20 protein-coding genes are annotated in these 22936 nt (G+C 70.3%); 9 read left to right on the top strand and 11 right to left on the bottom strand.

All coding sequences use genetic code 11. The annotated features are described in order from the left end of the window. The first annotated feature begins 47 nt into the window (after positions 1-47). Entirely contained in the window at positions 48-1424 is a 1377-nt protein-coding gene (locus BMY07_RS30795; protein ID WP_245782758.1) for a M14 family zinc carboxypeptidase, read from the top strand. Positions 1425-1881: 457 nt separating this feature from the next. Next, positions 1882-2361: an anthrone oxygenase family protein gene (locus tag BMY07_RS30790; RefSeq protein ID WP_245782757.1), complete on the top strand. Its 480-nt coding sequence runs from the start codon at positions 1882-1884 to the stop codon at positions 2359-2361. Between the two features lie 182 nt (positions 2362-2543). On the opposite strand, the gene BMY07_RS30785 is transcribed toward BMY07_RS30790, so the two are convergent. Beyond that, positions 2544-2801 (bottom strand): hypothetical protein, encoded by a 258-nt coding sequence (locus tag BMY07_RS30785; RefSeq protein WP_092786340.1) that lies wholly within the window; start codon positions 2799-2801, stop codon positions 2544-2546. A gap of 411 nt (positions 2802-3212) precedes the next feature. Between BMY07_RS30785 and BMY07_RS30780 the strand changes: the two genes are divergently transcribed. Continuing rightward, positions 3213-4787, top strand: a complete 1575-nt coding sequence (locus BMY07_RS30780; protein WP_092786338.1) for a glycoside hydrolase family 13 protein — start codon at positions 3213-3215, stop codon at positions 4785-4787. Positions 4788-4834: 47 nt separating this feature from the next. Here BMY07_RS30780 and BMY07_RS30775 read toward each other — a convergent pair whose 3' ends face one another. From BMY07_RS30775 to BMY07_RS30755, 5 genes are all read right to left on the bottom strand, one after another. Then, positions 4835-6487: a glutamate--tRNA ligase gene (locus tag BMY07_RS30775; RefSeq protein ID WP_092786336.1), complete on the bottom strand. Its 1653-nt coding sequence runs from the start codon at positions 6485-6487 to the stop codon at positions 4835-4837. A 71-nt stretch (positions 6488-6558) separates the two neighbouring features. Further along, positions 6559-6987, bottom strand: a complete 429-nt coding sequence (locus BMY07_RS30770; protein ID WP_092786506.1) for a MarR family winged helix-turn-helix transcriptional regulator — start codon at positions 6985-6987, stop codon at positions 6559-6561. A 90-nt stretch (positions 6988-7077) separates the two neighbouring features. Beyond that, a complete protein-coding gene (locus tag BMY07_RS30765; protein WP_092786334.1) occupies positions 7078-7896 on the bottom strand; it encodes a carbohydrate ABC transporter permease in 819 nt (272 codons plus the stop codon). Continuing rightward, entirely contained in the window at positions 7893-8852 is a 960-nt protein-coding gene (locus BMY07_RS30760; RefSeq protein ID WP_245782756.1) for a carbohydrate ABC transporter permease, read from the bottom strand. The genes BMY07_RS30765 and BMY07_RS30760 overlap by 4 nt, the downstream gene beginning before the upstream one ends. 61 nt (positions 8853-8913) lie before the next feature. After that, positions 8914-10203, bottom strand: a complete 1290-nt coding sequence (locus BMY07_RS30755; protein WP_245782755.1) for an ABC transporter substrate-binding protein — start codon at positions 10201-10203, stop codon at positions 8914-8916. 274 nt (positions 10204-10477) lie between these two features. Between BMY07_RS30755 and BMY07_RS30750 the strand changes: the two genes are divergently transcribed. Then, complete coding sequence (locus tag BMY07_RS30750; RefSeq protein WP_092786330.1) at positions 10478-11575, top strand: ABC transporter ATP-binding protein; 1098 nt, start codon at positions 10478-10480, stop codon at positions 11573-11575. 446 nt (positions 11576-12021) lie between these two features. Here BMY07_RS30750 and BMY07_RS30745 read toward each other — a convergent pair whose 3' ends face one another. The 5 genes from BMY07_RS30745 to ngcE are packed head-to-tail and all read right to left on the bottom strand — an operon-like array spanning position 12022 to position 17447. After that, positions 12022-12972 (bottom strand): N-acetylglucosamine kinase, encoded by a 951-nt coding sequence (locus BMY07_RS30745; RefSeq protein WP_092786328.1) that lies wholly within the window; start codon positions 12970-12972, stop codon positions 12022-12024. Continuing rightward, positions 12969-14225 carry a 6-phospho-beta-glucosidase gene (locus BMY07_RS30740; RefSeq protein ID WP_092786326.1) on the bottom strand — a complete coding sequence of 419 codons (1257 nt, stop codon included), beginning with the start codon at positions 14223-14225 and terminating at the stop codon, positions 12969-12971. Before BMY07_RS30740 ends, BMY07_RS30745 begins: the two co-directional genes overlap by 4 nt. Continuing rightward, complete coding sequence (locus tag BMY07_RS30735; protein ID WP_092786324.1) at positions 14222-15124, bottom strand: carbohydrate ABC transporter permease; 903 nt, start codon at positions 15122-15124, stop codon at positions 14222-14224. Before BMY07_RS30735 ends, BMY07_RS30740 begins: the two co-directional genes overlap by 4 nt. Further along, positions 15124-16026, bottom strand: coding sequence for a carbohydrate ABC transporter permease (locus BMY07_RS30730; RefSeq protein WP_092786322.1), 903 nt, complete (start codon positions 16024-16026; stop codon positions 15124-15126). Before BMY07_RS30730 ends, BMY07_RS30735 begins: the two co-directional genes overlap by 1 nt. Then, positions 16023-17447, bottom strand: a complete 1425-nt coding sequence (ngcE, locus tag BMY07_RS30725; protein WP_245782754.1) for an N-acetylglucosamine/diacetylchitobiose ABC transporter substrate-binding protein — start codon at positions 17445-17447, stop codon at positions 16023-16025. Before ngcE ends, BMY07_RS30730 begins: the two co-directional genes overlap by 4 nt. A 547-nt stretch (positions 17448-17994) precedes the next feature. Here ngcE and BMY07_RS30720 point away from each other — a divergent pair. From BMY07_RS30720 to BMY07_RS30700, 5 genes are all read left to right on the top strand, one after another. After that, the gene (locus BMY07_RS30720; RefSeq protein ID WP_092786320.1) at positions 17995-18378 is read left to right on the top strand and encodes a fluoride efflux transporter FluC; all 384 of its coding nucleotides are present in this window, start codon (positions 17995-17997) and stop codon (positions 18376-18378) included. Further along, positions 18375-18725: a fluoride efflux transporter FluC gene (locus BMY07_RS30715; RefSeq protein WP_092786318.1), complete on the top strand. Its 351-nt coding sequence runs from the start codon at positions 18375-18377 to the stop codon at positions 18723-18725. The genes BMY07_RS30720 and BMY07_RS30715 overlap by 4 nt, the downstream gene beginning before the upstream one ends. Before the next feature lie 25 nt (positions 18726-18750). Beyond that, a complete protein-coding gene (locus BMY07_RS30710) occupies positions 18751-19353 on the top strand; it encodes a hypothetical protein (RefSeq protein ID WP_092786316.1) in 603 nt (200 codons plus the stop codon). Positions 19354-19524: 171 nt separating this feature from the next. Continuing rightward, positions 19525-22554 carry an alpha-amylase family glycosyl hydrolase gene (locus tag BMY07_RS30705; RefSeq protein WP_092786314.1) on the top strand — a complete coding sequence of 1010 codons (3030 nt, stop codon included), beginning with the start codon at positions 19525-19527 and terminating at the stop codon, positions 22552-22554. Positions 22555-22624: 70 nt separating this feature from the next. Beyond that, a complete protein-coding gene (locus BMY07_RS30700; protein ID WP_177215892.1) occupies positions 22625-22936 on the top strand; it encodes an STAS domain-containing protein in 312 nt (103 codons plus the stop codon).

The raw sequence follows: 22936 nt of genomic DNA, 5'->3' as shown, positions 1-22936 counted from the left end.
GCGAGGAGGTGCGCAGGGTGTCCCTCACCCGACGTTCCGCTCTGGCCATGACGGTTGCCGCAGGCGCGGCCGCCGCCGTGCTCGCCGGTGCCTTCCCCGGGGCGTCCGCAGCCCCGACCCCCACCGCGCCCACGGCGCAGCAGAGCGCGAGCTACGTCTACCGGGTCACCGGCGGCGTGGCGCGCGCGGAAGCGTTGCTGCGCGAGGGCTTCGACGTGCTCGAGGAGCGCCAAGGCGGCGACCTGTTCGTCATGGGCTCCGCCGAGGTGGGTGCCCGGCTGCGCGCAGGCGGTCACCGCGCGTCCGTCGAGCAGGTGCTGCCGCCGGTGGCCTGGGCGCCGCCCGCGCGCAGCGGCCAGGCGGCCGTGCTGGACGCGGCGGCGGCCGAGGAGACCTACGCGGGCGGGTACCGCACGGTCAACGCGCAGTACGCGCACCTCGACCAGGTGGCGCGCGACCACGCGGCGCTGGCCACCGTCGTCGACTACGGCGACTCGTGGCGCAAGAGCCGCGGCTCCGGCGGGTACGACCTCAAGGCCATCTGCATCACCAAGAAGAACGCGGGCGACTGCGCGCTGAGCACCGCCGCGCCCAAGCCCCGGCTGTTCGTCATGGGCCAGTTGCACGCCCGCGAGATCACCACCGGTGACGTCGCCTACCGCTGGATCGACCACCTGACCGACGGCTACGGCTCCGACAGCCAGGTCACCACCCTGCTCGACACCACCGAGGTGTGGGTCGTGCCGATCGCCAACCCCGACGGCGTCGACATCGTCCAGCGCGGTGGCTCGTACCCGTACCTGCAGCGCAAGAACGCCAACAACGGCAACGGTCCCAGCTGCGGCACCACCGGCGGGTCCAGCCAGGTCGGCATCGACCTCAACCGCAACACCAGCTCCGGCTACGGCACCGGCAGCAGCACCTCCCCGTGCTCGGAGACCTACCGCGGCCCGAGCGCCAACTCCGAGGTCGAGACCAAGGCGTTGCAGTCGCTGTGGCGTTCGCTCTACCGCGACCGGCGGGGCACCGGCACCGGCGCGGCCGCGCCCGCCGACACCACCGGCATGGTCATCAGCATGCACAGCTACTCGAACATGGTGCTGTTCCCGTGGGGCTTCAACTCCGCGGTGAAGTCCGGCAACGACAGCAGCCTGCGCGCCATCGCCAGGCAGATGGCGTCGCTGGCCGGTGGCTGGCGCTACGGGCAGCCCGGCGAGATCCTCTACAACGCCGGTGGCGCGACCGACGACTGGGTCTACGACGACCTGGGCGTGTCGAGCTTCGTGTGGGAGATCGGCAACCCGAGCGGCAACTGCTCCGGGTTCACCCCGGCCTACTCCTGCCAGACGAGCCTGTACTGGCCGAAGGTCAAGGGCATGCTGCTCTACGCGGCGAGCAAGACGGCGCGGCCGTACGCGGGCTGAGCCACACCGGGGGCGCGCGGTCGAGACAGGGGCGGCGGCTCCCCCACCCCCGCGCGGGCGATGCCTGCGTTCACGCGGGGGTCCCGGCGAGGGCCGGGCGCACCCTCACGCGCCCGGCCCTCGCGATATTTTTCCCGGGTTTCTTCCCAGACCGGCTGCCGCTGACCCGCTCGGACGCTCTATGGTGTACCCGTTCCCCCGGGAGGGCGCCCGAACGGTCGGGAACGCGTTCGCGGGTCCGTGCCCTCGCTGAGACCCGAGCGCCGGGTCTGGTCGCGTCATGCAGGGGCGCGACCAGACCCCGAAAAACTCCCCCACGCGGTCGATGGAAGCGCTCCCGACCCCGTGACCCGGGTGGACCGGTCCACTTGACGGCGGAAGTCCACCCGCGGGCCCCCCGGTGTCCACCTGCCGGTCGATTTCCTCCAGGTGTAGAACAACCGCTAACCTGTCCGACGTGGACGCCCCGCTGACCGCAGCCGCCCTGGACCTGGGCGGCGCCACCGACGCGGTGGGCGTCGTGGCCGCGGTGCTGGCCGGCATGGTCGCCGGGCTGTTCTTCACCTTCTCCGTCGTGGTCATGCCCGCGCTGGCCCCGCTGCCCGCCGCGGTCGGCGTCGCCACCATGCGGTCGATCAACCGGGTGATCATCACGCCGCTGTTCCTCGTGCTGTTGCTGGGCACCGGCGTGCTCGGGGTGCTGCTGGCGATCACCGGGCCGTGGCCCAGAGTGCTCGGCGCCGCGCTGTACCTGCTCGGGGTGTTCGTGGTGACCGGGGTCCGCAACGTGCCGTGGAACACCGAGCTGGACGCGCTGGAGCCGGGCACCGCCGAGGCAGCCGAGTACTGGCCCGGCTACCTGCGGCGGTGGACGGCGTGGAACCACGTCCGAACGGTCGCCTCGACAGGGGCGGCCGTGGCGTTCGTGGTCGGGTGACCCACGCTCGGGTGCGGTTCGGCGCACTGAACTATCGCGCCGGGCGGTGATCACCGCCAAGCCGCCGGGGGAACCAGTCGGTTCGTCCGCGGCCGGGGTCGGACCGCTTCCCTTGTCGTGGGCATCGAGGCGCCCGCACGCGCCAATAAGCCGCAAAAGCCAGAAGGGCCGCTAGCGCCGAATCAGTCGCACTCGACCAGCGGGACCATCGGAACCGGGATCGGCGCGGGAGTCGCGCGGGAGTCGCGCGCGCGGCGGCAGAACTCCTCGACCAGGTAGTCGTTGGCGTCGTGGTCATTGGCGTCGGCGTTGGAGAGGAAGAAGCGCAACAGGGCCTCGGCGGCATCGGCCCGGTCGACGATGACCGGGTCGTTGATGGACCTCGGGTAACCGGTCGGTTCGAAACAACCGGCCGCGTCCTCGTAGGCATTCTCGCGCATATCCCCCACCCCCTCGAGGTACCGCCCAGTGGCGGTCACACGGTAAGAATGCCACCCGAACGCCACGGGGTGATCACGATCGGGTGAATTGGCTCGATCTTTTTCGAGACCGCCGGTCGGGATACCGCCACCCTACCGCCATAACACGGCCGAACGGGGCATCACTCGGCAAAAGAATAAATTCAAGTCTGCAACTTGCAAGCTCATTTTTGCCGTGCAGGCCCATAACACGCAGCCATTACATGGACGATATATTAGCGTGGGTAAACAATCCGGTGTGGAACGTCGGATCCGACCATTGCGTCCACCCCCTGGATCGGGGTCGGATCCGCGCGGGCGGATCGCTAAGGAAGTTGTCGACTCTACCCATGACCCAGGTCACACCGCCAGTACCCGGTGGTAGCTTTCAGCATGAGCCCGACTGGAGTGACCGATCCGCGCTGGTGGCGGCACGCGGTGATCTACCAGGTGTACGTCCGCAGCTTCGCCGACGGCGACGGCGACGGGATCGGCGACCTGCCCGGCATCCGCTCCCGGCTGGACCACCTGGCCCGGCTGGGGGTCGACGCGCTGTGGATCACCCCGTTCTACCCCTCCCCCATGGCCGACGGCGGCTACGACGTCGCCGACTACCGCGACGTCGACCCGACGTTCGGCACCCTCGACGACGCGCGCGGCCTGGTGGCCGACGCGCACGCGCTGGGGTTGCGGGTGATCGTCGACATCGTGCCCAACCACACCTCGGCGGCGCACCCGTGGTTCCAGCAGGCACTGACGGCCGCGCCGGGGTCCCCGGAGCGCGGCAGGTACCTGTTCCGGCCCGGGCGCGGCGACGGCCCGCCCAACGACTGGGAGTCGGTGTTCGGCGGCCCGGCGTGGACCAGGGTCGAGGACGGCGAGTGGTACCTGCACCTGTTCGACTCCAGCCAACCCGATGTGGACTGGTCCACTCCCGAGGTGCGGACCGAGTACCTGGCCGTGCTGCGGTTCTGGCTCGACCTCGGCGTCGACGGGTTCCGGATCGACGTGGCGCACGGCCTGGTCAAGGCCGAGGGCCTGCCGGACGCCGGTGACAGCGACCAGCACGGCGTCGCCGACACCCAGCGGCTGCCGTACTTCGACCAGGAGGGCGTCCACGAGATCTACCGCTCGTGGCGCGCGGTGCTCGACTCGTACTCCCCGCCGCGGGTGGCGGTGGCCGAGGCCTGGACCCGCGACGCGGCCCGCACCGCCCGGTACGTCCGCCCGGACGAACTGCACCAGGCGTTCAACTTCCACTACCTGCGAGCCGACTGGTCGGCCGCAGGCCTGCGCGCGGTCATCGTCGACACCCTCGCCGCGACCTCCCCGGTCGGCGCCCCCGCCACCTGGGTCCTGTCCAACCACGATGTCCAACGCCACGTGACCCGCTACGGCGACGGCCCCCTCGGCCTGCGCCGGGCCCGTGCCGCGCTGCTGCTGACGCTGGCGCTGCCGGGGTCGGTTTACCTGTACCAGGGCGAGGAGTTGGGACTGCCCGAGGTGCTCGACCTGCCGGAGTCGGCGCTGCAAGACCCGATCTGGCGGCGCTCGGGCTTCACGGAACGCGGTCGGGACGGGTGCCGGGTGCCGATCCCGTGGACCCGGGAGGGTTCCGCGCTCGGCTTCGGGCCTACGGGGAGCCGTCCTTGGCTGCCGCAGCCGGAAGGGTGGTCCGACCTCTCGGTGCAGGCGCAGACGGGTGATCCCGCGTCGCTGCTTGAGCTGTACCGCACGGCTTTGCGCTTGCGGCGGGACGTCACACCGGAGGCGGACCTGGAGTGGCTGGAGTCGGGACCGGAACTGCTGGTGTTCCGGCACGGCAACCTGGGCTGCGCGGTGAACTTCGGCGCCACCGCGCAGGTGACTGTCTCCGGACCGCTGCTGCTCACGTCCGAACAGTGCGAAGTGGACGGTGTGAAGTTGCTACTACCACAGGACACCGCCGCCTGGTGGTCAATTCCCTAGTGGACTCGCGGTGCCGAGCAACCCTCGGCACCGCGAGCCGTTGGTGCCTAGGCGCCCGCGAGAGCGCGGAGCCTGCGCAGGACCTCGTCAGCACCGAGGGCCTGGCTGATGGCGTGCAGGTCCGGGCTGCGAGTCGACCCGGTCAGGGCGACGCGGACCAGCTGCGAGGCCTCGCGGATGGAGCCCGGGTAGGCGTCCGGGTTCTTCTTGAAGTCCTTGGGGCTGGGGGCGAAGCCGTGCTTGGTGGCGAGGTCGCGGACCTGGTTGAACCACTCGGGCTGGTCGTCGGCGTGGTGGTAGCCGTCGGCCAGGTCGGTGGCGAAGGCGCGGACGACGTCGGGTGCGACACCGAGGGGGGTGACGCGGTCGTCGGTGGGGCCGGTGAGGGGGGTGAAGACGGTGGGGAAGAAGAAGCCGTAGGCGGCGCGGAAGTCCGACCACTTGCGGAGGTCCTTGCGCGGGTTGTCCACGCCCTCGCGCTCCACCGCGATCGCCCGCAGCGCTAGCTCACGCGCGTCGTCGAGCACCGTGACGAGGTCCTTGTCGTACTGCTGCGCCCACGTGCGGACGGCGTCGAGGACCTGCTCGCTGGTCAGGGTCGCGATGTGGTCGGCGCTGATGTCCTCCAGCTTGACCAGGTCGACCAGCGGACCGGCGACGCCGCACTGGTCGAGGCTGATCGGGGTGGCCAGCGCCTCCTCCAGCGGGACCTCGGCGAGGCGGCCGTTGGCCAGGCCGCGCAGGTAGTACAGGATGGCGCGCGCCGGGTAGCCCGCCTCGATGTAGAAGTCGACGCCCGCCTCGGGGTCCTTGCGCTTGGACAGCTTGCGCTTGCCGCCGGGGATCTGCTTCATCAGCGGCGCGATGTGCGCGTAGGTGATCGGCTCGAAGTCCAGCGCGGCGAACAGCTGCTGGTGCAGCGGCACCGACGAGATCCACTCCTCGCCGCGCACGACCAGGTTCACCCGCATCAGGTGGTCGTCGACGGCGTGCGCGAAGTGGTAGGTGGGCAGCCGGGGCGAGGTGTCGGAGGACTTGAGGATCACCGCGTCGTTGCGGTTGGCCTCGGCCTCCAGGTCGCCGCGGATGGCGTCGGTGAACCGGACCCTGGGCGCGCCGTCGTCGGGCACCCGGAAGCGGACCACGTACGGCACGCCCTCGGCGAGCTTCGCGGCCACGGCCTCGGGGGTGGCGTCGCGCCAGATGGCCCACTTGCCGTAGTAGCCGGTGGGCAGCTTGGTGGCCTGCTGCTTGGCGGAGATGTCGGCGAGCTCGTCCTTGGTGGCGAAGCACAGGTACGCCTTGCCCGCGCGCAGCAGCTCCCGCACGTAGGTGAGGTAGACCTGCTCCCGCTGGGACTGGTGGTACGGACCGTAGGCGCCATCGGCGTCGGACTCGTCCGGGTGCAGGTCGAAGTAGTCGAACGCCCGGGTGAACTGGTCCAGCGCGCCCTCGACCTCGCGCGACTGGTCGGTGTCCTCCACCCGGACGAAGTACACGCCACCCGAGTGGGTGGACACATCCTTGTCGATGGTGGACACGTAGACGCCGCCGATGTGCACGAACCCGGTGGGCGACGGACCGAACCGGGTGACCCTGGCGCCCTCGGGCAGCTGCCTGGCCGGGTACCGCCGCTCCCAGTGCTCCGGCTCGGGCAGGTCGGCGGGGAACAAGGCGTCGATGGCCGCGCGCTCGGACATGGGTGGGTCAGTCTCGCTTCCGGGTATCAGCTCGTGGAGACCCCAGACTAGCCGCTGCGCCCCCGGCGGGTTCAGCCCGCGGCGGTGTCCCAGCTCGCGTGCTCGGCGATCCGGTCCCGCAGCGGTTTGCGCTCCAGCGCCGCCTCCAGCTCGGTCAGCAGCGCGCCGAGCGGGTACGGCAACTCGGCCTCCAGGGTCGCCGCGGCCGCCGCCGTGGCCTGCCACTCGGCGTCGAGGAAGGGCAGCAGCTCCTCGGCCCTGGGGGTGAGCCGCACGATCCGCTGCCTGGCGTCCGCACCGGGCTCCATGGTGACCAACCCATCCCGCCTGAGCTGGGCGACGGTCTGGCTGGCCGCGGAGTGCGTGACCCCGACAGCGGTGGCCAACCCCCGGATCGACCGCGGCCCCTCGGCGGCCAGCAGGCGCACATAGGCGCTGAACCGCGGCCGGTACCACCCCAACCCCGCATCGGTGTACACCCGCGCGATGTCGGCCTCCATCAGCTCCAGCACATGCCGCAACCTGGTCCCGATGGCCTGGGGATCACTCACGCGGCGCAGCCTACTTCCCCCGGGAGGCAGGGACGCGGGCTACTTGACGCCGCCCGCGGTGAGGCCCGCGACTATGCGGCGTTGGAAGAGGAGGACGAGGACGACCAGGGGGATGGTGACGATGACGCCCGCGGCCATCTGGGTGCCGAAGGGGGAGTCGAAGGAGGTGGTGCCGGTGAACTGGCTGGTGATGACCGGGGCGGTCTTGAGCTCGGTGCGGTTGACCACCGACAGGGCGATGATGAACTCGTTCCACGCCGCGATGAAGGTGATGATCGCGGTGGTGAACACGCCCGGCGCGGCCAGCGGGAGGATGACCCTGCGGAAGGCGCCTGCCGGGGTGCAGCCGTCGATCTGGGCGGCCTCCTCGAGTTCGTGCGGCATCTGGCGGAAGAACGCGGTCAGGTTCCACACCGCGAGCGGGAGCACGATGCCGACCGAGGGGACGATCATCGCCTGGTAGGTGTTGATCCAGCCGATGCCGGAGAACAGTTCCAGCAGCGGGACCAGCAGCGAGATGCCGGGGAACATGCTGGTGGCGATGATCAGCGCGAGCACCAGGTTCTTGCCGCGGAACTCCAGCCTGGCCAACGCGTACGCGGCGACGGTCGCGACCGCCAGTGCCAGCACCGTTGTCACGCCCGCGACGACGAAGCTGTTGAGCAGCGCCCGCAGGAACCCGTTGCCCTCGGCGAAGGCCGCCCGGTAGGACTCCAGCGACAGCGGGGCCGGGAGCGGGCCGGAGTCGAAGATGTCGTTGGTGCGGCGCAGGCTGGACACGAGCATCCAGTAGAACGGCGCCAGGCAGTACAGCACGATCGCGGCGATCCCCAGGTAGCGCCAACGCAACACGCTCATCGGGAGCCCTTCCTGGTGCCGAACACGTCCGCGCCGAGCAGCCGGACGAACACGAACGCCACCGCCGCGACGTACAGGAACAGCACCACCGCGTACGCCGAGGCCGGGCCGTACTTGCCGAACTTCACCGCTTCCTCGAACGCCAGCACCGTCACCGTGTCGGTGGCGTCCTTGCCCGGGCCGATCAGCGTGTACGGCAGGTCGAACATGCGCAGCGTGTCGAGCACCCGGAACAGCACCGCGACCAGCAGCGTCGGCTTCACCAGCGGCAGCGTGATCGAGAAGAACGTGCGCACCGGGCCCGCCCCGTCGAGCCGGGCCGCCTCGTAGATCTCGGTCGAGATGACCTGCAGCCCGGCGAGCACGAGCAGCCCGATGAACGGCGCGGTCTTCCAGGTGTCGGCGATGACCACCGCGAGCCAGGCCTGGGCGCCGTCCGTCGTCCACAGCACGGGCGCGCCGGGCAGCAGGTCGTTGGCGACGCCGTCCGCCTGGAACACCCAGCGCCACAGCAGGCCCGCGATGGCGGTCGGCACCGCCCACGGCACCAGGATCGCCGCGCGCACCAGTGCCCGGCCGCGGAAGGCGCGGTGCATCAGCAGCGCCATCAGCACACCGAGCACGACCTCGATGGACACCGCCACCAGGGTGAAGGTGGTGGTGTTGGTCAGCGCGTTGAGGAACCGTTCGGCGGTGTCGCCGGTGAACATGTCGGTGAAGTTGTCGAACCCGACGAACACGTCACCTTGCTCGCGCAGGCCCGTTTCCGGGTCGATGCCGTCGTCGCGCTGGAAGAACGCGAGGCGGACCGCCGAGAGGATCGGGTAGGCCACGACCAGGCCGAGCACGAGCAGGGTCGGCGAGACCAGCAGGGCGGCCAGCCCGCCGGTGCCCGAGCGGCGACCGGGTCCGGCCGGTTCGGGCCGCTCCGGTTCGACCGGGGCGATGGTGACCACGACGCACCTCCACAGGGGTGGTCGGCGGCGGGACCTGGGGGTGCCCCACCGCCGACCTGGCTCACTGGGTGAGGGACTCGAGCTTGTCCTGCAACGCCTTGAGGGCGTCCTCGGGCGGGGTGGCGCCGCTCATGGCGCCGTAGGCGGCTTCCTGGATGGCCCGCGACACCTCCTGGTACTTGACCACCGCGGGCCGCTTGACCGCGTTCTCGATGCTCTTCTTCAGCACGGTCAGGTACGGGAACTTGGCGACCAGGTCGGCCTCGTCGTACAGGCTCGCCCAGGTCGGGGCCTGCGAGGTCTTCTCCAGGTTCTTGCGCTGCTGCTCCTCGCTCACCGAGTACTTGATGAAGTCCACCGCGGTCTTCTTGTTCTTGGTGTAGGCGCTGACCGCGTAGTTGTGGCCGCCCAGCGAGGAAGCGCCGGGACCGTCCGCGCCGGGCAGCGGTGCGACGGCGAACTTGCCCGCCACGGCCGAGGATCCATCGGTCGCGCCGGCCTTGGCGTACTGGTAGGGCCACTGCCGGTGGAACAGCAGTTCACCCGATTGGAAGGCGCGCCTGCCCTCTTCTTCCTTGAAGGTGCGGGCCTTCTGCGGGATCTCGCCGGACTTCACACCGTCCACGAGGAACCGCAGGCCCGCGCGGGCGGCGTCGGTGTTGAGCGTCGGCCTGCCGTCGTCGCCGATCACGGTGCCGCCCGCGGAGTTGACGGCCTCGCTGAAGTTGACCGTCAGGCCCTCGTACTTCTCGAACTGCCCGGCGTAGCAGGCGGTCCCGGGGCTGGCGGGCAGCACCTTGGCGCACGCCTGCTCCAGCTCGGCCCAGGTGGTGGGCGGTTTGAGGCCCGCGGCGTCGAGCAAGTCCTTGCGGTAGTAGAGAAGCCCGCCGTCGGAGGTGATCGGGACGGCGTAGAGGCGCTTGAAGTACTTGCCGGTCTCGACGGTGGCGGGCAGCAGGTCGCCGAGCGGGAAGTCCGCCTCCGGCAACGGGACCACCCACTGGTTGGCGGCGAACTCCGCGGTCCACACGACGTCGAGGTTGAGCACCCCGTAGGCGTCGGACTGGGTCCTGGCGTTCTGCACCATCTGCTGGCGCTGCGCGTCGGCGTCCTCCGGCAGCTCGATCACGGTGACCTTCTGCTCCGGGTGCGCGGAGTTCCACTCGTCGACCTGGTTCTGCAGGTTGCCCGAGGTGTCCTTGCCGGTGACCAGGGTGATCGGGCCGACCCCCTCGAGGGCCGCTTGCCCCGGTGGCGGCTGGCTGCCTGCGTCGGACCCGCACGCGCTCGCGCCGATGACCAGCGCGGCTGCGGTAGCGGTGACGAGGGCCATTCGGCGGGACAGGATCACAGGAGCCTCCTGAAAGCGTTGCGGGGAACCGGAAACCGCCGAGCACGCGGTGGCCGGAATCGCCCGGTGTGCTCTCGCACTGTTCTCGCCCGCCGTCCGCCGGGAAATGCAGAACTGCACGTCGTTACCATTTCGTTACCACCGGGTGCGGCATTCGGATGACGCTTTCCGGCAATGCGGGAACCTCGCCTGGTGCCGATCGCGAAGATGGGGCACTCTGGTGGGCCTGTGTGTCTGGGCGAGGTATCTCGCGAATCGGACGTGAGGGTGATCGATGGCCGAGGTGCGCTACGAGGCGGCGTCGCGGGTCTACCCGGGTTCCCCGCCGGTGCGGGCGGTCGACGGGCTCGACCTGTCCATCGACGACGGTGAGTTCCTGGTGCTGGTGGGACCTTCCGGCTCGGGGAAGTCCACCGCGCTGCGGATGCTGGCCGGGCTGGAGGAGGTCGACGAGGGCCGCGTCTGGATCGGTTCCCGCGATGTCACCGCCGTCCCGCCGAAGGGCCGCGATATCGCGATGGTGTTCCAGTCCTACGCGCTCTACCCCCATATGACGGTGGCGCAGAATATGGGGTTCGCGCTCAAACTTCAGGGGTTGACGAAAGCGGTGATCGCGGAGAAGGTCACCGAGGCCGCGCGCCTGCTCGACCTGGAGCGCTACCTCGACCGCAAACCCAAGGCCCTCTCCGGCGGCCAACGCCAACGCGTCGCCATGGGCCGCGCCATCGTCCGCGACCCCGCCGTCTTCCTGATGGACGAACCCCTGTCCAACCTCGACGCCAAACTCCGCGTCGAGACCCGGGCCAACATCGCCGCCCTCCAGCGCCGCCTGGGAACCACCACCATCTACGTCACCCACGACCAGGTCGAGGCCATGACCATGGGCCACCGGGTAGCGGTTCTCAAAGACGGCCTACTGCAACAGTGCGACACCCCCCGCGCCCTGTACGACAGACCCGACAACGCTTTCGTGGCCGGCTTCATCGGCTCACCATCGATGAACCTGCGACTGACCGAGGTAACAGCGGACGGAGTGGCGGTCGGCGGACTGCCGATCCCCCTCCCCCGCGAGTCCCTGGCAGCAGTGACGGCGGGAGGCATGACCGAGGTGACCTTGGGGATCCGACCGGAATCACTCACGCCGGTCGGGGCGGAGGCACCGGGGTTCGACTTGGCGGTGGAACTGGTGGAGGAGCTAGGCGCGGACGCATTGGTGCACGGATCGCTACCGCAAGACGCAGACCCAACTCGCCTGGTGTTGCGAGTGGACGGTCGCACTCCTCCCGCACTGGGCGCGACCATCCGAGTGGCGGTCCGCAACCCCGAGGAGCTACACCTCTTCCACCCGGAGTCCGGGGATCGATTGATCTGACACCACCCAGAGTCCAACCGAGACTGACAACGTTGCCCACAGCCCGGCCCTCACAACGTTGGCCGACAAGCGCTCCTCGGAGTCGCTGGTGCCAACCCGGCTCGATGGGGCGGACTTGTTTTGTGTGGGGGGACAGCAGCCGTAGCGTCGTCCACGCGGCAGGGCCTGCTTTTCGGCCCCTGCTTTGTGGTTCTGCCACGGGTGTTGTAGGGGCCCCGCGCAAAACAAGTTCGCCGCATCGAGCAAAGCTCGAAACTCGCGCCCCGGCCAATGCCGAAGGCGAGGTCTGTCCGCCGAGGCCGCAGGCGAGACCGAGAGCCGGAACACCCTCAGCTCAAGATCAAACCCGCCAAAGCACCCCCCGATATACAGCTTACCGGGCAACACCGACAAACCGGGCAGAGCAAGCCAGGCCCTGTGGACAACTCAGACCCAGCCGATGACCGCTAAACCCGGTAGAAGGCCGCAGCACGCTCATGCGCCCCCGACTCCGCCCCCACCTGATCCAGCCCCAACCGAACAGCCCCCAAGATCGGCGGCCGAGACGCCACCTGGAGCCGGGCAAAGGGCGCTCGGGCGGCATAGCCGGACTCCACGGCGGCCATGAGGGAGGTGGCGCCGCCAGTCAGGACCCCACCACCAAGGACCACGTCAGCAGGGGTACCGAGCAGATCGAGGCGGGAGAGGATTGAGCAGCCCAGCAGGCAGATCTCCTCGGCCAAGCGCGCGACCAGGCCCAACGCGACAGGGTCCGACAAGGACAGCAGGGGGCGGGTCAGTTCGCCCAGTCGGGAGCGGGGGATGTCGCCGCGGTGGACGGAGATGGCTACGTCGGTGGCGGATGAGGCGCGGAAGTGGCCTCGGACCAGGGAGACGAGTTCCGTCGGGGTGCCGCGGCCGTCCTCGGCTCGGACGGCGTGCCAGAGGACTTCCTCGCCGAGGTGTTGGCCGCCGCCCCAGTCGCCGGTGAGGCGGCCGAGGGCGGGGAAGCGGGCCACGCGGCCGTCCGGGGCGATGCCCGCGGCGTTCACCCCCGCGCCGCACACCACCGCGACGCCCCAGCCGCGCGCCGAACCGGCGCGCAGCAGGGCGAAGGTGTCGTTGCCGACCTCCACCGAGGGGGCCAGGCCGCGGCGCAGGAACTCCTCGCGGAGGGCGACCTCTTCCTCCGGCAGGTCGGCGCCCGCGAGGTAGGCGGCGACGTGGTCGGCGAACGGTGGGCCCGCGCCCAGGACCTCGGCGGCGGTGCGGACCACCACGTCGACGGCGGCGGCGACACCGACCGTCTGGGGCTCGAAGCCGGGGCCCCGGCCGCGGGCCAGGACGGTGCCGTCCGCGCGCACCAGTGCGATGTCGGTCTTGCTGTTGCCGCCGTCGACCGCGAGGAGGGTCCTCATGAGGCCCAGGGCAGGTGCGGGCGGTTGACCTCCACCAGGCGCTCGGCGAGGCGCTCGGCCAGCGAGACCTGCCCGATCAGCGGGTGCGCCAGCAGAGCCTCGGTGACCAGGTCGACGCCGCCGGTGATCGCCGCGCGCACGGCGAGCGACTCGTAGGCCGACACGTGCCCGATCAACCCGGCCAGCAGCGGTGACACCGGGGCGATGGGCCAGGTCTGCGCGCCCGCGCCGGTCACCGTCGCCGGGACCTCGATGACCGCGTTGTCCGGCAGGAACGGCAGCGTGCCGTTGTTGCGGACGTTGACCACGTGCACGTCGCCGCCCTCGCCGAACAGCGAGGCGAGCAGCGCGACCGCGGCCTCGGAGTAGAACGCGCCGCCGCGGCTGGTGAGCAGGTCCGGCTTGGTGTCGACGGTCGGGTCGGCGTAGATGGCGAGCAACTTGTCCTCGACATCGGCAACGGTGCTCGCCCGCGACGGCGACACCCGCTGCTCGGCGACCACCGCGTCGTGCTCGTAGAAGTACCGCAGGTAGTACGAGGGCACCACGCCGAGCGTGCGCAGGACGTGCTCCGGCAGGCCGACCTGCTTGGCGATCACGTCGCCGTGCTGGTCGAGCAGCCGCGGCAGCACGTCCTCGCCGCGCACGTACACCGAGCGGACCCAGGTCAGGTGGTTGAGCCCGACGTGGTCGAGCGCCACCCGACCGGGGTCGACGTCGAGCAGCGCGGCGAACCGGCGCTGGAACCCGATCGCCACGTTGCACAGCCCGATGGCCCGGTGCCCGGCGTCGAGCAGCGCGCGGGTCACGATGCCGACCGGGTTGGTGAAGTCCACGATCCACGCCCGCGGCGCCACCGCGGCGATCCGCTCGGCCACGTCGAGCACCACCGGGACGGTCCGCAGCGCCATCGCCAGCCCACCGGCGCCGACGGTCTCCTGCCCGACGCAGCCGCACTCCAGCGGCACCGTCTCGTCCTGGTGGCGCATGGCCTGGCCGCCGACGCGCAGCTGCACCAGCACCGCGTCGGCGCCCGCCACGCCCGGTTCCAGCTCGCTGCTGGTGGTGACCCGCGCCGGGTGACCGGCGCGGGCCAGGATCCTGGCCGACACCCCGGCCACCAGCTCCAGCCGGGTGGTGTCCGGGTCGACCAGCGACAGCTCGGTGACCGGCAGCTCGGTGTGCAGCCGGGCGATGCCGTCCACCAGCTCCGGGGTGTAGGTCGAGCCGCCGCCGACGACAGCGAGTTTCACTTGAGGGCTCCCGAGGTCAGGCCTGCCTGGATCTGCCGCTGGAACACCAGGTACACCGCCAGCGCCGGGATGATCGTCATGGTCAGCGCGGCGAACAGGCTGGGCCAGTCGGCCTGGTAGCCGGCGTTGGTGGAGATGTTGGCGATGCCCTGGGTCAGCACCCACTTGTCCTCGACGTCGCCGGAGAGCAGCACGATCGGCAGCAGGTACTGGTTCCACTGGCCGATCACGTTGAAGATGGTGATGCTGATCAGGCCCGGCTTGGCCATCGGCACCATGATCTGGAAGAAGGTCCTGGTGTGCGAGGCGCCGTCGATGAGGGCGGCTTCCGCGATCTGCGAGGGCAAGGTGCGGAAGAACGCCGTCAGGAAGAACACGGTGAACGGCAGCGAGTAGGAGATGTAGACCAGGATCAGCCCGGTGTGGGTGTCGAGCAGGCCCAGGTTGCGCACCACGAAGAACAGCGGCACCAGGGCCAGGAACACCGGGAACACCATGCCGGAGACGAACATGACGTAGATGAACCGGTTGCCGCGGAAGGAGAAGCGGGCCAGCACGTAGGCCGCCATCGAGCCGAGCAGCATGGTGCCCGCGGTGGACACCGCCACCACGAACACGCTGTTGAGCATGTACTGCCCGACGTTGGCCTTCTCCCAGGCCCGCCCCCAGGAGTCCCACTTGATCGAGCTCGGCAGGCCGAGCGGCTCGGTGAAGATCTGGGTGTTGGTCTTGAAGGAGGCCAGGAACGTCCACAGGATCGGCAGGATCACCGTGGCCGCCCAGATGGCGAGCGCCAGGTGCGAGAGGCCGTTGAAGACCTTCGGGGCGCGCTTGTCGGCCCGCCGCGGCCCGGCCGGTTCCGCGCGCTCGGCCGGGCGCTCGACGGTGAGGTTGCTCATCAGTACTCGATCCGTTCCCGCCTGGTCACCCGCAGGGTGAGCACGGCGAAGGTGAGGCTCAGCACGAACAACGCGACACCCATCGCCGAGGCGTAGCCGAACTTGGAGTAGGTGAACGCGGTCCGCCAGATCTCCAGCGGCAGCACCGTCGTCGACCCGTCCGGCCCGCCGCGGTCGACCGACAGCGTGGCGACGAGGGCGAACCCGTCGAACGCGGCGATCCCCAGGTACACCCACGCGACCTGCACGGTGTCCCACAGCAGCGGCAGCGTGACCTGGAAGAACATCCGCGACCGGCTGCAGCCGTCGAGCTCGGCCGCCTCGACGACCTCCTTGGGGATGTTGGCCATCCCCGCGGCGAAGAGCACGACGTAGAAGCCGACCGCCTGCCACACCAGGACCGCGATCAGCGACCACAGCGCCAGCCTGGGCTGGGTGAGCCAGCCGATCGGGGCGATGCCGACCAGGTCGAGCAGTCCGTTGAGGACACCGCCCTTGTCCGGCCGGTACACCGCCTGGAACAGCACGCCGATGACGGCGACCGCGAGGACCTGCGGGAAGAAGAACACCGCCTGGTAGAACTTCGACCCGCGCACGCCCTTGGTGCCCGCGCCCATGTTGAGCAGGAACGCGAAGAACAGCGCGATCGCCAGCGTGATCAGCGGCAGCGCCAGCAGCAGGATGACGTGGTGGCCGACCGCGGCCCAGAAGGTCGGGTCGGCCAGCAGCCTGGTGAAGTTGTCGAAGCCCGAGAAGCGCGGGGTCGAGGAGACCCCGCGCCAATCGGTGAAGGCGAGGTAGAACGCCTGCAGGTACGGCGCGATCACGAAGACCACGTAGAGGAGGACCGGCAGCGCCAGGAAGCCGATGACGAACCTGGCGCCGCCGCGGGGCATCTTCATGACGTGCGGGACTGCTTGGTGATGGAGGAGTCGGCCTTGATCGCGTCGGCCTTGGCCTGCACGTCCTTGCAGAACTGCTCGGCGCTGCTGCGGCCGAACATCAGGGCGTTGGTCTTGGAGCGCAGGTCGGTCTCGAACTCCTTGTACCAGTCCTCGAACAGGTTGTAGGTGATGATGTTGTCACCGGCCTTCTTCAGCGCCTCGTTGGACGACTGCGTGCCCGGGGAGAGCTTCAGGCCGTCCGCGGCGCCCTTGACGACGGTGATGATGCCGGTCTTCTCGGTGAAGCCGCGCGCGCCCTCCTTGGAGAGCATGACGCGCAGGTACTCCAGGCCACCGGCGGAGTTCTTCGCCTTGGACGGCACGATGTAGGACTCGCCTGCCGCGGCGCGGACGGCGCCGTAGGGCAGCTTGTCCGAGGAGCCGACGCTCGGGGTGGGGGCCAGCGCGTACTGGAACCCGGCCGGGGTCTGCTCCTTCTGCTCGTTCTCCAGCCACGACCCGGACGGGTAGAAGCCGACCTTGCCCTGGTTCTGCGAGGTCTGCACCTCGGTGTGGGTGAGGCCCTCGAAGCTGGGGTCGAGGTACTTCTTGCCGATCGACGCCCACGCCTCGGCCGCCTGGCGGACCGGGTCGGAGGTCCAGACACCCTCCTTGAGGTTGTCCATGTCGATCAGGACCTGGTTGCCGCCGATCTGGGCGGCGGTGACCGCGATCATCCAGTACTGGTAGTAGGCGGCGTTCTTGCCCGCGTAGGCGTAGGGGGCGATGCCCGCGGCCTTGATCTTGCCGAGCAGCGTGTCGAACTCGGCGAAGGTGGTCGGCGGCGCCCAGCTGTTCTTGGCGAACAGCGCGGAGTCGTACCAGAGGCCGTAGACGGTGTAGATGTACTTCATCATGTACGGCTTGCCCGCGATGAAGCCCGCCTCGACGCTGCCGGGCAGCAGGCTGTCGCGCACCGAGCCGGAGCCGCCGATGGCGGGGGCGTCGTAGAGCGCGGTCAGGTCGAGCAGCTGGCCCTCGCCCTGCAGGGCGCCGTTGTCCATCATGTCGCTGCCGGAGTTGGCGATCATGTCGGGCACGTTGCCGCCCGCGAAGCGCGGCTGCAGGGTCTGCGCGATCTGCTGGGTGGGCACGTGCTTGATCTCGGCCTGGGGGAAGGCCTTCTTGTAGAGCGGCTCGTGCACCTCGGTGGCGTAGGCGTCGCCGAGACCGCCCTTGAAGATCACCACTTCCAGCGGGGCGTTCGCCACGACGCCGAAGGGGTTGGTGGTGGACTTCTCGCCCGTGGCGCCGCCGGTGGCGGGGGTGTCGGACGAGCCGAACGCGCACGCGGAGAGCGGACCCGCGGCGAGCGCGGCCATGCCGATCCCCTTGAGCACCGACCGACGACTGGGGTTCTGCGGAAGCGCAGCGGACATGCGCAAACTCCTTCGACCGTCACGCGACCGGTTCGCGGGGCCCGCTCATGTTCGAGGCGGTGCACCCGGCCGGGCAATCGGACAGATGGGTGATGTGGTCTAGACCATACTCCGGGGACAAGGGCCTTGGCCAGCACTGATGTCGAACGTGATCATGGTGTTGACCCTGAGGTCACAGACCGAAATCAACCCCTTGACGGCGGCTGGTGGCGGGGCCAGAGTTGCCCGTTTGAGTGTCGCCGATCACCTGGTCGGACGAATCGGACACCGTCGGCGCCGGGTCTCGGCCGCCTTCCGCGCCGACCTGGGGCGACCGCCCCGGAGCACCCCTCGCGCGCTGCCCCGGTCGCGGCCGCCCCCACTCCCGGCGCCTCGACGACGACGCCGCGCTGGGGCGGCTCGACGAGGTGGGCGGCGCCGGTCGACTGCATGGCGGCATCCTCGACGGCGGGCCCGGCGGGCACAACACCCCGCCGATCCATAACACTGGTGTGATACTTCGGCACGGGTCGGTGGGGGCACTGGAGCGGTCGGGCACTGGAGCGGCATGGCGGACAGGACGGCAGTGGCGCCGGTAGCGGTGGTCTCCGCGGGCGGGGTCATCGGGGCGCTGGCGCGCTACGGGGCGGGGACGGCGTGGCCGTCGCCGTGGACGATCCTGGCGGTGAACGCCGTGGGGTGCCTGGCGATGGGGTGCCTGGTGGTGCTCGTGACCGAGGTGTTCACCGCGCACCCGCTGGTCCGCCCGTTCCTCGGCACGGGCGTGCTGGGCGGGTTCACGACGTTCTCGGCTTACTGCGCGGACTTCCAGCGGATGCTCGGCGAGAGCGTGCCGCTCGCGCTCCTCTACCTGGTGGGCACGCTCGTCCTGGCTCTTGTCTTCGTCGCGGCCGGTACGCGCATCACGCGCAGGTTGGCGGGTGTGCGGTGAACGGGGCGTTGCAGGTCGCGATCGGTGCCGCTGTCGGTGCCCCCTTGCGCTATCTGGTCGATCGGGCCATCCCCCGTCCGTCCGGGTTCCCGTGGGGGACGCTGGTGGTGAACGTGGCGGGCAGCCTGGTCCTGGGGGCCGTGATCGGGCTGGGGACCGGGCAGTTGCTCCTGGGCACCGGCTTCTGCGGCGCGTTGACCACGTACTCGACCTTCTCTTACGAGACCCTGGTCCTGTTCGACGCGGGTGAGCGGCGGCGGGCGCTGGCCACCATCGCGGTGTCGGTGGTGGTCGGGCTCGCGGCGTTCTGGGGTGGCCTGGCCGGGGCGCACGCCATCACCGGCTGACCGTCCCCACGGCTGGGAGGACCCGATGAAGCTCTACGCCGAACGCCCCGACCGCGTGCTCCGCCAACTGCTCGCCGACGTGACCGCCGTGGTCGTCGCGGTGCTGGCGGTGTGGACCGCGTTGACCGTGCGGGACACCGTGCTCGCGTTGCGCGCCCCGGGTGTCCGACTGGTCGAAGCGGGCAACGCGTTACAAGGCACGTTCAACACGGCCGCGGACAAGGCCGACCCCATCCCACTGGCAGGCGACGCCATGGCCGAGGCGCTGCGCAACGGCGCCTCCGCGGCGACACGGATCTCCGACGCCGGGTGGCGGCAGATCGAGGCGGTGCAGGACCTGGCGTTCTGGCTGACGGTGGTGCTCGTCGCGGTCCCGGTGGCATTCCTGCTGGTGACATGGCTACCACTGCGGCTGCGGTACGCCAGACAGGCAACCGGTGCGGTGCGGCTGCGCGCACTGGGCACCCCAGGCCACGACCTACTGGCACTGCGCGCGCTGACCACCCAGCCATTCACCCGCCTGGCGAAAACTGGCCCACTCGGCGACGGCTGGCGCTCGGGCGACCCCGAGGCGGTGCGGGTACTGGCGGGGCTGGAACTGCGCAGGCTGGGCCTGCGCGAGGGGTGACAGTCCGCCTGGTGCCTGCCCGCGGTGGTGATCGGGCTCTGTGGTGACGGGGCGCGATCGGGGTGGCGGTCCGAAGGTGGGGACGCCGCATCCGGTCGGCGCTATCGGGGCGGGTGTGTGCCGTGGTTTGGTGCTGTGACCTGCTCTGGTCGTTCACCCCGGGAGGTCGGCATGGGTCGCGGCGCGCTGGTCGGGATCGCGGTGGTGGCGCTGGTCGCGGGGGATCTGACCGCGCCTGCCGCTGTCGCGGAGGTCGGTCGTGGCGCGGCAGGTCGGGTGGCGGTTGGGGAGGTCGTGGATATCGCGCCGGGGGTTCGTCCTCGGGATCAGCGATTGGCGTTGCGGGCGCCCCGGACGGACCTGGCGGGTGAGCGGTTCTACTTCGTGATGCCGGACCGGTTCGCCAACGGGGATCGGGGCAACGACCGGGGTGGCTCGACCGAGACCGACCGGCTCAAGACCGGGTTCGACCCGGCGGACAAGGGTTTCTACCACGGCGGCGATCTCAAGGGCCTGCGGTCTAAACTGGACTACCTGCGCGGCATGGGGACGACCGCGATCTGGATGACGCCGATGTTCGCCAACCGGTGGGTGCAGGGCAGCGGCGCGGACGTCTCGGCGGGCTACCACGGTTACTGGACAACGGATTTCACCCGGTTGGACCCGCACTTCGGGTCCACGGCGGACATGCGGGCGGTGATCGCGGACGCGCACCGGCTGGGCATGAGGGTGTTCTTCGACATCGTCGCCAACCACACCGCCGACGTCATCGACTACGCCGAGGGCAGCCACAACTACCGCGACACCCGGACCCACCCCTACCGCGACGCGCAGGGAAATCCGGTCGACATCAAGGCTTTCGCCGGACGGCCGGACTTCCCCAGGATCGCGACCTTCCCGTACACGCCGGTGGTGACCGACCCGAACGCCAAAACTCCCGCCTGGCTCAACGATCCCGCGCTGTACCACAACCGGGGCGACTCGTCGTTCGCGGGCGAGTCGAGCGAGTACGGGGACTTCATCGGGCTCGACGACCTGATGACCGAGCACCCGCGGGTGGTGCGCGGGATGCAGGAGATCTTCACCAGCTGGATCGACGTGCTGGACATCGACGGGTACCGGGTGGACACGGTCAAGCACGTGAACATCGAGTTCTGGCAGGCGCTGGCGCCGCACGTGAAGGCGTACGCCGCGTCCCGGGGCAAGCGCGACTTCTTCGTCTTCGGCGAGGTCTACAGCGACGACCCCGCGCTCACGTCGTCCTACACCACGACCGGCCGGATGCAGGCCACCCTCGACTTCCCGTTCCAGGCGGGCACGCTGGACCTGCTCTCGGGCCGCGGCGCCCGGCACCTGGCCGACGTGCTGCTCGCCGACGACCGCTACACCGACCCCGACTCCAACGCCGCGGCCGCGCCGACCTTCCTGGGCAACCACGACATGGGCCGGTTGGCGTGGATGCTGCGGGACCGGCGGCCGGGGATCGGCGACGCGGAGCTGTTGTCCCGGTTGAGGTTGGGCAACGCGCTGATGTACCTGTGGCGCGGGAACCCGGTCGTCTACTACGGGGACGAGCAGGGGTTCGCCGGTGGCGGCGGGGACAAGCCTGCGCGGCAGGACATGTTCGCCAGCCGCACGCCGGAATACGCGGCGGAGGCTTTCGTCGGCGCCGGACGGACGGGGGCGCAGGACAACTACAACCGGTCGCACCCGTTGTACCGCCAGCTCGCCCAGCTCACGTCCTTTGTGGATGGCGACGAGGTCTGGGCCAAGGGTGCGCAGGCGTTGCGTTTGGCGCAGGGCGATGTGCTGGCGTTCAGCCGGTTCTCGGAGAAGGACCGCCGGGAGCACGTGGTCGTGGTCAACTCGGGTTCCACTGAGACCACAGTGGACGTTCCGGTATCGGCTGCTGGGTTCCGGGTCGAGTTCCCCTCGACGGGTGGACGGATACGGGTCGTCGACGGCAAGGCGCGGGTGACCGTGCCCGCGTTGTCGGCACTCGCCTTGCGGGCGACGGATCGACTGCCGACGAGCCGGGTGGCACCGACGCTGGTGGCGCCCGCGGTCGGGACGGTGTTGGACAAGCGGGTCGAGCTGCGGGCCGACGGCATCTCGGTGCCGTTCGCGCAGGCGACGTTCGCCGCGCGGGTCAAGGGGAGTCAGGAGTGGACGGTGCTGGGAACTGACGACGCGGCGCCGTACCGGGTGTTCGCCGACGTGGCCGCGCTGCCCGGTGCCGGGGTGGGCGCGGAGGTGGAGTTCCGGGTGGTGGCGCGGGACGGGTCCGGTCCACTGGGGGCGGACGGGGCCGCGGTCCGGTTGGTGGCGGCGCCGCCGGAGCCGGTCGGGTCGGACTGGTTCGTGGTGCACTACAACCGGCCCGCCGGGGACTACGCGGGCTGGGGTGTGCACGTGTGGGGCGATGTCGTGGAGCCGACGACGTGGGAGCGGCCGGTGCCGTTCGCCGGTGAGACCGGGTACGGGCGGTTCGCGTGGGTGCGGCTGCGGCCGGGGGCGCGGGAGGTCGGGGTGCTCGTGCACCGGGGGGACGAGAAGGACGGCGGCGACCGGCTGCTGGATCCGGCGTCCCCGCAGGTGTGGGTGCGGCAGGGGTCGGAGGTGTCGTACCGCTCCGAGCTCGCGGCGACCGGGACGGTGACGGTCCACTACAACCGGCCGTCCGGGGACTACAGCGGGGTGGCGGTGCGGGTGGCCGGTCGACCCGACGTGCCGTTGAGCGGACGGGATGCTTTCGGCGCCGTGGCCACTGTGGAGGCCGCGTCGGAAGTGGCTGTTGTGGCTGGTGGGGTTGTCGTGGCCGGTGGGGCTCCGCGCGGGGCGGCGATGTGGGCGCGGGAGGGTGAGAGTCGGCTGCACGCGAGCCTGGCGGCGGCGGAGAACCGCGCGGTGATCCACTACCACCGGCCGGACGGGGACTACGCGGGGTGGACGCTCTACCACTGGACCGGCTCGCAGAACCCCAGCCCGGACTGGGGATCGTCCGCGCCGCCGACCGGCCGGGACGCGTTCGGGGCACTGTGGTCGGTCCCGCTGGCACCGGGCGCGGGCGGGCTGAGCCACATCGTGCACCGCGGCGACGAGAAGGACCCCGGCCCCGACCAGTACCTCGATGTGGTCAGCACCGGCTATGAAGCCTGGTTCACGTCCGGCTCGATCGGGCCTGTGTTGCCACCCACGTGACCGGCGGGTGTGGGGTCTGTCCGAAACGGGTACCTCGGGCTACGCAGCCTAGCTGGAGGAGCCCACGCCGGTGGAGACCGATCCCCACACCCTCGACATCACCCGCCTGCACGACGGCGGGCTCGCGCTGAGCGGGGAACTCGACTACGCCACCGCCCCGGAACTCACCGCGATGGTCGCGGCACTCCCCCTGCTGCAGGGCGCCACCCTGACGCTGGACCTGGGCCAACTCGCCTTCTGCGACTCCAGCGGCCTCTCCGCCCTGCTCACGGCGTACAAGCGCATCACCAACCTCGGCGGCAGGCTCTCCGTCAGCGCCATCGACCCCAACGTGGCCCGCATGCTCGCCATCACCGGCCTGGCCCACCTGTTCCGACCCTGA

Source organism: Actinokineospora terrae, from assembly GCF_900111175.1.
Lineage (GTDB): Bacteria > Actinomycetota > Actinomycetes > Mycobacteriales > Pseudonocardiaceae > Actinokineospora > Actinokineospora terrae.
This window is presented reverse-complemented; position numbering and strand designations above follow the sequence as displayed.